The 12,334-nt window shown below is 31.6% G+C and carries 10 protein-coding genes; 8 read left to right on the top strand and 2 right to left on the bottom strand.

What is annotated here, in order from left to right:
* Positions 1–29 precede the first annotated feature (29 nt).
* The 3 genes from QWY99_RS05800 (at position 30) to QWY99_RS05790 (ending at position 3,279) form a co-directional block, all read left to right on the top strand.
* Positions 30–1,094, top strand: coding sequence for a DUF3667 domain-containing protein (locus QWY99_RS05800; RefSeq protein ID WP_290262642.1), 1,065 nt, complete (start codon positions 30–32; stop codon positions 1,092–1,094).
* A 96-nt stretch (positions 1,095–1,190) separates the two neighbouring features.
* Positions 1,191–2,255: a DUF3667 domain-containing protein gene (locus tag QWY99_RS05795; protein ID WP_290262639.1), complete on the top strand. Its 1,065-nt coding sequence runs from the start codon at positions 1,191–1,193 to the stop codon at positions 2,253–2,255.
* A 7-nt stretch (positions 2,256–2,262) separates the two neighbouring features.
* A complete protein-coding gene (locus tag QWY99_RS05790) occupies positions 2,263–3,279 on the top strand; it encodes a M28 family peptidase (protein WP_290262636.1) in 1,017 nt (338 codons plus the stop codon).
* A 494-nt stretch (positions 3,280–3,773) separates the two neighbouring features.
* Here QWY99_RS05790 and rho read toward each other — a convergent pair whose 3' ends face one another.
* Positions 3,774–5,579, bottom strand: coding sequence for a transcription termination factor Rho (gene rho, locus QWY99_RS05785; protein ID WP_290262632.1), 1,806 nt, complete (start codon positions 5,577–5,579; stop codon positions 3,774–3,776).
* 191 nt (positions 5,580–5,770) lie between these two features.
* On the opposite strand from rho, the gene QWY99_RS05780 reads away from it, so the two are divergent.
* The 3 genes from QWY99_RS05780 (at position 5,771) to QWY99_RS05770 (ending at position 8,835) form a co-directional block, all read left to right on the top strand.
* A complete protein-coding gene (locus tag QWY99_RS05780; RefSeq protein WP_290262629.1) occupies positions 5,771–6,184 on the top strand; it encodes a DUF4293 domain-containing protein in 414 nt (137 codons plus the stop codon).
* Positions 6,185–6,353: 169 nt separating this feature from the next.
* Positions 6,354–7,016, top strand: a complete 663-nt coding sequence (locus tag QWY99_RS05775) for a response regulator (RefSeq protein ID WP_290262626.1) — start codon at positions 6,354–6,356, stop codon at positions 7,014–7,016.
* Positions 7,017–7,134: 118 nt separating this feature from the next.
* A complete protein-coding gene (locus QWY99_RS05770) occupies positions 7,135–8,835 on the top strand; it encodes a tetratricopeptide repeat-containing sensor histidine kinase (RefSeq protein ID WP_290262624.1) in 1,701 nt (566 codons plus the stop codon).
* 1 nt (position 8,836) lies between these two features.
* Here QWY99_RS05770 and QWY99_RS05765 read toward each other — a convergent pair whose 3' ends face one another.
* Positions 8,837–9,334 (bottom strand): metallophosphoesterase family protein, encoded by a 498-nt coding sequence (locus QWY99_RS05765; RefSeq protein ID WP_290262620.1) that lies wholly within the window; start codon positions 9,332–9,334, stop codon positions 8,837–8,839.
* 406 nt (positions 9,335–9,740) lie between these two features.
* Here QWY99_RS05765 and truA point away from each other — a divergent pair, with 406 nt between their 5' ends.
* Both truA and QWY99_RS05755 read left to right on the top strand, forming a co-directional pair.
* Positions 9,741–10,478 carry a tRNA pseudouridine(38-40) synthase TruA gene (gene truA, locus QWY99_RS05760; RefSeq protein ID WP_290262617.1) on the top strand — a complete coding sequence of 246 codons (738 nt, stop codon included), beginning with the start codon at positions 9,741–9,743 and terminating at the stop codon, positions 10,476–10,478.
* 88 nt (positions 10,479–10,566) lie between these two features.
* Positions 10,567–12,321: an ABC transporter ATP-binding protein gene (locus tag QWY99_RS05755; protein ID WP_290262612.1), complete on the top strand. Its 1,755-nt coding sequence runs from the start codon at positions 10,567–10,569 to the stop codon at positions 12,319–12,321.
* The last annotated feature ends 13 nt before the right edge of the window (positions 12,322–12,334 follow it).

Genomic DNA, 12,334 nt, shown 5'->3' with positions numbered 1-12,334 from the left:
TCTAACCAAAAAACCAAACCAAATTCTTTATGTCAAAAAGCACTTTAAGAAAAGATAAAACCTGCCTAAATTGTAGACATGTTGTTGAACAAAAATTTTGTCCCAATTGTGGACAAGAAAACGCTGATACTCGAAAAACATTCCATCATTTATTTATTCATTTTTTTGAAGATTTAACGCATTATGAAAATGCTTTTTGGCGCACAATTAGAAATCTTTTATTTAAACCAGCGGCACTAACTAAAGAATACCTTTCTGGCAAACGTTTGTCGTATTTAGCACCAGTGCGTTTATACATCTTCATTAGTTTTGTTACTTTTCTTCTAATAGCAATGTTCCCAATCCATGTGGATCATAGTATAAATAAAGCTTTTAGTACCGAAAATATCCAAAAACAAGCTTCAATCATAAATGATTCACTAAAAAACAACGAAGAAGTAAAAATAGAATTTAACACTGGTACAATATCAAAAGATGAAAAAAATGCATTTCATGTGAGCATTGGTAAGCCCAAATCGAAAAATGGAAGTTTTATACAAGTTGGATATAAATCTCTTGAACAATTAGATTCAATCCAAAAATATGGCACAAAATCGGAGAAGCTTTCGGATTTTGGCTATTGGATAAATAGAAAAATTCAAATTATAAAAGATCAAAACACCGCTGCAGAAGCTCTCGATAAATTCATACAATCTTTTATACATAATTTACCAAAAGTTTTATTTATTATTATGCCTCTTTTTGCATTCTTTTCATGGCTTTTACATAACAAAAAACGTTGGTATTATTTTGACCACGGTATATTTACCTTACATTATTTTTCGTTTCTATTACTACTGTTTTTGTTTCTATTTTCAATTGGAAAAATAGGCGCTTTAATAAACTCCTCTTTTATTGACGCTGTAATTAATTTTTTAACATTTATAGGGTTAGTGTGGATGTTCTATTATTTTTTTCCTGCACATCACCGTTTTTATGGAGAAACAAGAACAGTCTCATTTCTTAAAAGCATCGTATTGTTATTCATAAATATGCTTTTCATGCTATTTTTGCTATTTGTATTTGCATTTTATACATTCATTAATATACACTAAACATTCATTCGAATATTCAAAAACTTTTTTTTTAAAAAATGAAGTCTTAAAAAAATCATAACTATCTCAAACCAAAAAAAACAAACCAAATTCTTTATGTCAAAAAGTGCTTTAAGAAAAGATAAAACCTGCCTAAATTGCAGGCATGTTGTTGAACAAAAATTTTGTCCCAATTGTGGACAAGAAAACACTGATACTCGAAAAACATTCCACCATTTATTTATTCATTTTTTTGAAGATTTAACGCATTATGAGAACGCTTTTTGGCGTACTATCAAAAACCTTTTATTTAAACCATCTGCACTAACTAAAGAATACCTTTCGGGAAAACGCTTGTCCTATTTAGCGCCAGTTCGTTTATACATCTTTATAAGTTTTGTTACTTTTCTTTTAATTGCAATGTTTCCAGTTCATGTGAATGATGATGTAAATGAGACTTTTGACTCTGATAGTATCCAGAAACAAACTTCAGTTATAAGAGATACACTAAAAAACAACAAAGACATTAAAGTCCTATTAGACTCTAATACAATATCTGACGAAGACAAAAAAGATATCCAAGAGGTATTGAATAATCCCAAATCACAAAAGGGAAGTTTAATCAAATTTGGTTATAAATCAGTTAGAGAATTAGACTCAGTTCAAAAATATGGCACAAAATCTGAAAAACTTTCCGATTTTAGTTATTGGATAAACCGAAAAGTGCAAGTTATAAAAGATCAAAACACAGGTAAACAAGCAATCAATAAATTCATAGAAAACTTTATACATAATATCCCTAAAATTTTATTTATCATCATGCCATTTTTCGCATTCTTCTTATGGCTTTTTCATAATAAAAAACGTTGGTATTATTTTGATCACGGCATCTTTACCCTGCATTATTTTTCGTTTCTATTGCTCCTTTTTTTAATTCTATTCTCGATTAACAAAATAGGCAATTTAATAGATTCTACTTTTGTAAACACTATAATTAATTTTATAACTTTTATAGGGTTAGCATGGATGTTCTATTATTTTTTCCCTGCACATCACCGATTTTATGGAGAAACAAGAACAATATCATTTTTTAAAAGCATGATATTACTCTTCATAAATTCATTTTTTATCTTATTTTTACTGATACTATATGCATTTTACACATTCATAAATATACACTAAACCAAATATGAAAAAAATCACAATTCTATTATTAATCGCTTCGGCGTTTTCATGCAAAAACACTCAAGGTGTCGTTGCAAAAGATAATTCAGATCCAACCAAATATATAAACACTATAACAGCTGCTGATTTAAAAAAGCACCTTTATATTGTAGCTTCAGATGAAATGGAAGGAAGAGAAACAGGCTCTAAAGGACAAAAAAAAGCTGGTCTTTATCTTATCGATCAATATAAAAAAGATAAAGTTACTTTTCCTAAAGGAGCAAAAGATTATTACCAACACATTCCTGCATCGTACTTAAATGCGAAAAGAAACCAAAACTTACCTGATTCAGAAAACATTTGGGCGTATATTGAAGGAACAGAGAAACCAGATGAAATAGTAGTACTTTCAGCTCATTATGATCACGTAGGAATGAAAAATGGTGACATCTATAATGGAGCCGATGATGATGGATCTGGAACAGTAGCCTTGCTAGAAATGGCTCAGGCATTTGCCAAAGCAAAAAAAGATGGGCACGGTCCAAAACGTTCTATCCTTTTCTTACACGTTACCGGAGAAGAGCACGGCTTACATGGTTCACGTTTTTACTCAGAAAATCCATTGTTCCCAATAGCAAATACAATAGCAGATCTTAATATCGACATGATCGGACGTCGCGATGTAGAACATGCAAATTCAAATAATTACGTTTATGTAATTGGTGCCGATAGACTATCTAGCGATTTGCATAATATTGTAGTAGCTCAAAACGAAAAATATACTAAGATCGATTTAGATTTTAAATTCAATGATCCAAAAGACCCAAATCATTTTTATGAGCGCTCTGATCATTATAATTTTGCTAAACTTGGTATTCCTTCTGTGTTTTTGTTCAATGGAGTTCATGAAGATTACCACAAAAAAGGGGATAGACCTGAAAAAATTGAGTATGATGCTTTAACAAAAAGAACTCAATTGGCATTTGTAATAGCTTGGGATTTAGCTAATAGAGAAAACAGACCAGTAGTTGATAAAAAATAATTTAGATTTTTAGATTTTTAGATTTTTAGATTTTTAGATTTTTAGATTTTTAGATTTTTAGATTTTTAGATTTTTAGATTTTTAGATTTTTAGATTTTTAGATTTTTAGATTTTTAGATTTTTAGATTTTTAGATTTTTAGATTTTTAGATTTTTAGATTTTTAGATTTTTAGCAAAAAAAAAGTGTCAAATTCGTAGAATTTGACACTTTTTTTTTGCTAACTCTTTACTCTTTACTCTTTACTCTTTACTCTTTACTCTTTACTCTTTACTCTTTACTCTTTACTCTTTACTCTTTACTCTTTACTCTTTACTCTTTACTCTTTACTCTTTACTCTTTACTCTTTACTCTTTACTCTTTACTCTTTACTCTTTACTCTTGTAACAATATGGCATAAAAAAAATGGCATAAGGATTTAAACTTATGCCATTTTTTTATATTTAAAACTCAAAATCTAAGTTACTTAATAACTCAGAACCTCAGTCCCTTTTTTTTAGTCATTCATTGAAATTAAAAACTCTTCGTTATTTTTAGTTTTCTTGAAACGATCATTAATAAAGTCCATTGCTTCTACAGGATTCATATCTGAAAGGTATTTTCTCATGATCCACATTCTTTGTAATGTTTTCTCATCTAATAGCATATCGTCACGACGCGTACTTGATGAAGTAAGATCAATTGCTGGAAAAATACGTTTGTTAGCAATCTTACGATCCAATTGTAACTCCATATTACCAGTACCTTTAAACTCTTCAAAGATAACTTCGTCCATTTTAGATCCTGTCTCTGTTAATGCAGTTGCAATGATACTTAATGAACCACCATTTTCTACGTTACGAGCAGCTCCGAAGAAACGTTTTGGTTTTTGTAATGCATTAGCATCAACACCTCCACTTAATACTTTTCCAGAAGCGGGTTGCACTGTATTATAAGCTCTAGCCAAACGCGTAATTGAATCTAAAAGAATTACTACATCATGACCACATTCTACCAAACGTTTTGCTTTTTCTAATACGATATTGGCAATTTTAACGTGTTCTTGTGGTTCTCTATCAAAAGTCGAAGCAATTACTTCTCCACGAACACTACGTTGCATATCTGTAACCTCTTCAGGACGCTCATCAATAAGAAGAACAATTAAATATACTTCTGGGTGATTTGCTGCAATAGCATTTGCAATGTCTTTTAGCAACATTGTTTTACCCGTTTTTGGCTGTGCTACAATCATACCACGTTGCCCTTTTCCTATTGGAGAAAACAAATCGATAATACGAGTTGAAATTGTACTTTGCTTTTCGGCTAATTTAAATTTTTCTGAAGGAAAAACTGGAGTTAAATGCTCAAAAGAAACACGATCACGAACTACTTGTGGATCATGTCCGTTAATTTTTAAAACACGAACTAATGGGAAAAATTTTTCTCCTTCTTTAGGAGGACGCACTACTCCTTTTACTGTATCACCTGTTTTAAGACCAAACAATCTGATTTGTGAAGTTGATAAATAAATATCATCCGGAGAGGCTAAATAATTATAATCTGAAGAGCGTAAGAAACCATATCCATCTGGCATCATTTCTAAAACACCTTCACTTTCGATAATTCCATCGAACTCAAAATCTGAGTCTCTAAAATTATTCTTTTTATTTTTAAAATTAGGATTCTGATTCCCGTTATTCCCGTTTTGATTTGGGTTCTGATTCTGATTTTGATTTTGCTTATTCTGGTTTGGGTTAATCTTTTTGGGTTGAATTGGCGCTTCAATTTTTTCCGATGTAGCATTTTCTGAAGTTTCAACTGAACTCTCATTTACTGTTTCAATCGCCAAAGCATTTTCTTTTAATGCTTCTTTTTCTTTTTGCAAAGCGACCTTTTTTTCATAAGCCGATTTATTAAATTTTATAACCTTTGATGCTTTTTTTTCAGGAGCACTATTTTCTGAAGATTCAAGAGTTTGAGTAGTTTCTGCTTCTACTGCTGGAACTGCAGGAATTATTGGAGTATCAATAATTTCGTTTGTTGTATTCTCTTTTTTTTCTTCAAAAACAATATCCTTTTGAACTGTATTCTTTTGTATAGCTGCTTTCTTTACTGGAACAATTCGAACTCTTTTTGGCTTATCGTCTTCAACTTCATTAACCTTTTGTTCGACTGCTGGTTTGGCAGCTCCTTCTTGATGCGATAAAATAAGACCAATCAATGTCTCCTTTTTTACACCGTTAAATTTTATTGTTTTAGCTAACTTAGCTATTTCTTGAAGCTCAGAAAGCTTCATTTCTTTTAATGCAGAAATATCAAACATGAATGTTCTATGAATTTAATTAATTTTCAGAAATACTGTAAAAGAATAGGTAGTATCTTTATTTTTTTACTGAATCAACCGCAGTATGAAGAGCTTACGGTATTATGATGCAATAATACGAATAAAATTTTATCATACAATAGTATTTTAAAAAAAGAAAATATATTTTTGTAAAACAATTACAAACAATAATGATACAAAGAATTCAAACTATATATTTAATTTTGACATTTGCAGTTACAGGCATTTTAATGTTTTTTGTTCCTCTTTGGATAACTGCTGATGCTAAACCATATTATTTCATGCAAAATCAACTTTATGTTATTTTGCTTGGTTTAAGTACTATGCTTTCTATCGTAAGCATTATTTCATACAAAAAAAGACAAAACCAGTTTGTCATGGGCAGGCTGAATATATTATTAAATTTAATTTTATTAGGATTATTTGTATATCATTCACTAAACTTATCTGGAGAAACACCTGCTGTTTCGGAGAAAGGTATTGGGATGTTTCTACCTATAGTTGCTATCGTGTTATTAGTGTTAGCTAATAAAGCCATCAAAAAGGACGAGGATCTTGTGAAATCTGTGGATCGATTGAGGTAAACCTATAAACTTAATTTATTTTGTGCGAAGAAAACCCGAATTTTACAATTCGGGTTTTTTTGTGGAGAAAAGTATTGTTATTAATACAATTACTAATAAAATAAACCCCCATGAACACTCGCATTCTTATAATTTTGCCTAAATTTGAAATTATATATTCATCATTTTTATGAAAAACAAAATACGAGTACATCTAGCCGACGATCATCAAGTACTTATCGATGGGCTTACTAATTTATTACATACTGTATCTGACTTTGAAGTTGTGGGATCATCTTTAAACGGAATGAATATATACGATGATGTAGCTACAAACAATACTAGCATCTTAGTGTTAGACATAAGCATGCCTCAAAAAGATGGTATCGAGGTTCTTAAGGAATTCTCTGAAAAAGGTTTTCCTTGTAAAGTAATAATACTTTCTAGTTACGACGATTTAAAAATTATAAAAGAAGTAATGAATCTTGGCGCCAGCGGTTATCTAACCAAAAAATGTGCAGGTGAAAATATCATCGAAGCCATTGAAGCTGTAAACAAAGGAGAGGAATATTTTTGCGATTCTGTTAGAGAGAAGATATTTACCACATTTACAAAAGGTAATCCAAAACTTAACGAGCGAATTCGAGAAGAAAACTCTATCTTAAGTTCTAGAGAACTTGAAATAATCACATTAATTTCACTTGAATACAGTGGAAAAGAAATTAGCGAACTACTCTTCATAAGTACTAATACTGTAGAAACGCATCGCAAAAACATCATGAAAAAACTTAAGACCAAAAACACGATTGGTCTAGTAAAATACGCCATTAAAAACAATTTAATTAAATCTTAAAGCGACAAAACAACCATCTGAGATACAGCAATCAAATTTGATTAATTAGAAAAGTGGTCTCCAAAAATTTGCTTTTTACGTACAAGTTAATGTATTTTTATTCGAAAATATTTTTTTTATGTCTTTTACTCGGATTATTGTCTTACTAGTACTTCTTATCCAAAGCTACTTCAATATTGCTTTTGGCCAAGAAAAAAAAACAGCTAAACAAGAGATAGAAAAACTTTCAGATGAATCTGTAAAATTAATGCGTGATGGACATCATGAAAAATCATTAACACTGTCTAGAATCACATTAAACTATGCATTAACAGCCAAAGACACAATTCTTATTGCAAAATCATACAATACAATTGCTGCTAATTTTGACGAACTAACCGAGCCTGACAAAGCCTTATTCTATTATAACAAAGGATTAATCTATGCCGAAAAAACTACCAATGGAGAACTTAAAAACTGGCTTTACAATAATTTAGGGAACATTTACTGCTTTAATAAAAAAGAATATGAAAAAGGAATTTCATTCTATAAAAAATCACTTTACTATAGCACCAAGATAAAAGACTCTGCACAAATTGCATTTACAAAATTAAACATCGCTTGGGCGTATTTTGATATTGGTGGCTACGATGATGGCTACCCTTATCTAAGCTATATAAACAAGTACCACCCTAAACATGGTACAGAATCAACACTTGTGGTTTTAAACATGCTCAATGGCATGTATTACAATCATAAAAACAAAAATAATAAAGCAGATTTGTATTTCAAAAAAGCAATAAAGCATGGCCATAATGGAAATGAAAAATCAGACTTATCCTTTACCTATCTAGAATATTCTAAGTTTTTATCAAAAATTGGAGATGATAAAGATGCCTATAAAAATCTTGCCTTACATCATATCTTAAATGATGAATTAAGCAACGAAGATAAACTACGAAAGGTTGATGTTGCAGGCCTTAATCTAGAAGTTGATGAATACAAAAGAGACATTGACAAAATTGGAAATCAATACAAATCCAATCAGCAATCTTTACTATTAGAACAATCAAGAAACAAAAAAGTAGTCAGTATTATGATTTCACTATTTGTTATCAGTATCATCTTATTCTATTTCTTCTATCAAAACACCAAACTAAAACAAAAAAACAGATTAAAAGACATTCAAGGTAAAATACAGCAAAACATAATAAATGCAAGTATTGATGGTCAAGAAAGTGAACGTAAAAAAATTGCTTTGTTCTTACATGATAATATTAGTGCGTTACTATCCTCAGCAGGAATGCATCTAAACGTTTTTTCAACACAAAACGAACCTATATCTGAAGAAATTCTAAAAACTAAATTTATTCTCGAAGAAGCACATGACAAAGTCCGTGATTTATCTCATGAACTTCTACCTACTTTATTAGTACGATTTGGATTATTCTATGCTTTAGAAGATTTATGCGAAAAAAACTCAAACTCAACATTATTATTCGAGTATCAATGTACAATTCCTTCTAAAACCCGTTATCATGAAAAATTTGAAATGAGAATCTATTTTATCATTTCAGAACTATTAAATAACATTATTAAACATAGTGAAGCCAACATTGCTAGTGTTTCATTAACCATAGAAAACGACTCTTATTTAATTGTTAATGTAAATGATAATGGTAAAGGATACAAAACCAATAAATTTCATATCATCGAAGGTTTTGGCCTAAACCAAATTAGAGCAAGAATAAAAAACCTGAAAGGGGAAATCACAGTTAAATCAATAATCGACATGGGTACCTCAATTAAAATTGAAGTTCCTATACTTCGCCAGACGTAAATTAATTACGTTTTTCTATTTCGATAATTTCTAAATCCTTTATTTTATCACCTTCAATCACAAAACGAAGCATCGTTCGCACTTGATGAAAACCACTTTTTCCTGCAGCTCCAGGATTCATATGCAGTAAATTATTCTTTTTATCATACATGACTTTCAAAATATGTGAATGCCCACAGATGAATAATTTTGGTGGATTAGAAGCCATTTCTTCTTTAATCGCTGGGCTATATTTTCCGGGATAACCTCCAATATGTGTAATCCAAACCGAAACATCTTCACACATAAATCGGTTATTTAAAGGAAATTCTAAACGCGCCTTAGCATCATCTATGTTTCCATAAACACAACGCAACGGTTTTATTTCTTTTATAGCATCAGTTACCAATAAATCACCAATATCACCTGCATGCCACACTTCATCTGCTTGTGCTACATATTTTAAAATAGTATCGTCAATATGACTATGGGTATCGGAAAGTAATAGGATTTTTTTCATTGTGAAAAACTAAGGTACAAAGGTGCAAAGACGCAAAGGTACAAAGTTTTCTAAAGTTACTGAGGCTCTAAGGTACTAAGATGCTAAGTTTATTGAAGTCACAAAGATTCTGAACTACAAAGATTCTGAGCTTCAAAGGTTCAAAGATGCAAAGGCGCAGAGGTTATCACCCTTTGTAGCTAAAAAAAACCTTTGACCCTTTGAGACTCTGAACCTTTCAGCTAAAAAAACCTCTGAACCTTTGCATCTTTGCAACTAAAAAAACCTCTGCCCCTTTGCAGCTAAAAAACCCTCTGAACCTTTGTAGCTTTGTAGCTTTGTCCCTTTGTCCCTTTGTCCCTTTGTAGCTTTGTAGCTTAAAAAAAACCTTTGTACCTTTGTTCCTTTGAACCTTTACCAGAACACTTTGAGATATTTTATACAATTTGCTTACAACGGCACACATTATCACGGCTGGCAATACCAACCTAATGCAACCTCTGTTCAGGAAACACTTAACAAAGCACTTTCGGTTTTATTAAACACGCCTATTAATTTAATGGGAGCTGGACGTACTGATACTGGTGTTCATGCCAAAGAAATGTATGCCCATTTTGATTATGATTCTCCTATTGAGGTCCCAAATCTGGTACACAAACTAAATTCATATTTACCAAAAGACATAGCAATTTATGATATTATCTTGGTTCAAGACGAAGCACATTGTCGTTTTGATGCAACTAAACGCACCTATGAATACCATATAAATAGTGTAAAAGACCCATTTCTGGAAGAGCTAAGTTGGTATTTTCATCAATATTTGGATGTACCTCTGATGAACGAGGCTGCTAAAATTTTGTTAAATCATACCAATTTTCAATGTTTTTCAAAGGTCAATACAGACGTAAATACATTTGATTGTAGTATTTTTGAAGCCTATTGGAAAACAGAAAACAATAAACTGATTTTTACCATTTCGGCCAATCGTTTTTTACGAAATATGGTTCGTTCTATTGTTGGTACACTAATAAACATTGGCTTACATAAAATTACGCTAGACGATTTAGAAAACATTATCGCTAGCAAAAACCGAGATAAAGCTGGTTTTTCGGTTCCGGCTCACGGATTGTATCTAACGAAGGTTAAATACGATTACATTACTTAATAGCCCTGATTAAAGTGAAAATCCTTTATTGTTTTTCTTTAAAACAATAAAGATTGCAACGGAAAGCAGGATACAGCTCCTAAATAAAATGAAAGCAAAAGCATTTGATACTGGTCTCTTCAAACGAATTCTTACTTATACTAAGCCTTATAAATGGCGCTACAATGGAGTGATTATCTTTGCCGTATCGCTTTCTATTTTTGCGGCCCTTCGCCCCTATTTACTTAAAGAAACGGTAGATGGATATATTAAAACGCATGACCAATTAGGTCTTCTTTTTTACATAACCCTAATGGGAATTGTGCTTTTGCTAGAAGTCTTCTCTCAGTTTTACTTTGTGTACTGGGCAAACTGGCTCGGACAAGATATTGTAAAAGACATTCGTACAAAGTTATTCAAGCACATCTTGAGTTTCAGAATGAAATACTTCGACCTGGTTCCAGTAGGACAATTGGTAACCCGTTCGGTTTCGGACATTGAATCGATTGCTAGAATTTTTAGCCAAGGTTTATTTATGATTATTAGCGACTTGATGAAAATGCTTGTTGTTTTAATTTTCATGTTCTATATGAACTGGAAACTGACTTGGATTGTTGTTATTGCAATGCCAATTTTGGTTTACATCACTCGGATTTTTCAGCGTAAAATGCAAGTCGCTTTTGAAGAAGTACGTGCCCAAATTGCAAACATGAACTCCTTTGTACAAGAGCGCGTTACGGGTATGAAAATTGTACAACTTTTTAATCGTGAAAAAACCGAATATGAAAGCTTCAAAGAAATAAACGGAAAACATAAAAAAGCTTGGATAAAAACCATCTTGTACAACTCGATATTCTTTCCTATTGCCGATATTATTTCGTCGCTTACATTAGGTTGTATTGTTGTTTTTGGAGGTTTTAAAATTCTGAATGGCGACAACTTTACCACATTTGGAGATTTATTCTCCTACACAATGTTTATCGGAATGTTATTTAATCCATTGCGCCAGATTGCAGATAAATTCAACGAGATGCAATTAGGAATGATCTCTGCCAATCGTGTTTTTGATATTATTGATACGCAAGACCATATACAAGATACAGGAACTATCGAAGCCCCTGTCTTTAATGGAGACATAGAGTTTAAAGATGTTCATTTTGGCTATATTCCGGAAGAAGAAGTTATAAAAGGAATCAATTTATCGGTCGAGGCTGGACAAACAGTAGCAATTGTAGGTTCAACGGGAGCAGGTAAATCGACTATAATTAACTTACTGAATCGTTTTTATGAAATTAATAGCGGTACTATTTATATCGACGGACATAATATTGAAAATTACACTTTGGCTTCGCTACGCAAGCAAATTGCAGTAGTTTTACAAGACGTGTTTTTATTTGCCGATACAATTTACAATAACATTACGCTAAACAATCCCGAAATTACCAAAGCTCAAGTTTTAGAAGCTGCAAAAGTAATTGGCGTTCACGACTTCATTATGACCTTACCCGATAATTATGATTTTGATGTAAAAGAACGAGGCGTAATGCTGTCTTCTGGACAACGTCAACTTATAGCATTTTTGCGTTCGTATGTAAGTAATCCTAGTATTTTAATTTTGGATGAAGCAACTTCCTCTATTGATACTTACTCCGAAGAAATGATACAGCGTGCTACGGAAACAATTACCAAAGGAAGAACTTCGATTGTTATTGCACATCGATTGGCAACAATTGTAAATGCAGATAAAATTGTCGTTATGGACAAAGGGCTTATAGTAGAACAAGGAACGCATCAGGAATTGATAAATCGTGCCAATGGGTTTTATAAAAACTTATACGATTCGCAATTTGTAGTTGCAAATTAAGAAAACGCCTTGA

Origin of the sequence: Flavobacterium branchiarum (genome assembly GCF_030409845.1) — a bacterium.
Lineage (GTDB): Bacteria > Bacteroidota > Bacteroidia > Flavobacteriales > Flavobacteriaceae > Flavobacterium > Flavobacterium branchiarum.
This window is presented reverse-complemented; position numbering and strand designations above follow the sequence as displayed.

Coding starts and splice junctions, on each gene's coding strand:
- QWY99_RS05775 (WP_290262626.1), top strand. CDS start 6,354: ATGAAAAACAAAATACGAGTACATCTAGCCGACGATCATCAAGTACTT.
- rho (WP_290262632.1), bottom strand. CDS start 5,579: ATGTTTGATATTTCTGCATTAAAAGAAATGAAGCTTTCTGAGCTTCAA.
- QWY99_RS05800 (WP_290262642.1), top strand. CDS start 30: ATGTCAAAAAGCACTTTAAGAAAAGATAAAACCTGCCTAAATTGTAGA.
- QWY99_RS05795 (WP_290262639.1), top strand. CDS start 1,191: ATGTCAAAAAGTGCTTTAAGAAAAGATAAAACCTGCCTAAATTGCAGG.
- QWY99_RS05780 (WP_290262629.1), top strand. CDS start 5,771: ATGATACAAAGAATTCAAACTATATATTTAATTTTGACATTTGCAGTT.
- QWY99_RS05765 (WP_290262620.1), bottom strand. CDS start 9,334: ATGAAAAAAATCCTATTACTTTCCGATACCCATAGTCATATTGACGAT.
- QWY99_RS05770 (WP_290262624.1), top strand. CDS start 7,135: ATGTCTTTTACTCGGATTATTGTCTTACTAGTACTTCTTATCCAAAGC.
- QWY99_RS05790 (WP_290262636.1), top strand. CDS start 2,263: ATGAAAAAAATCACAATTCTATTATTAATCGCTTCGGCGTTTTCATGC.
- QWY99_RS05755 (WP_290262612.1), top strand. CDS start 10,567: ATGAAAGCAAAAGCATTTGATACTGGTCTCTTCAAACGAATTCTTACT.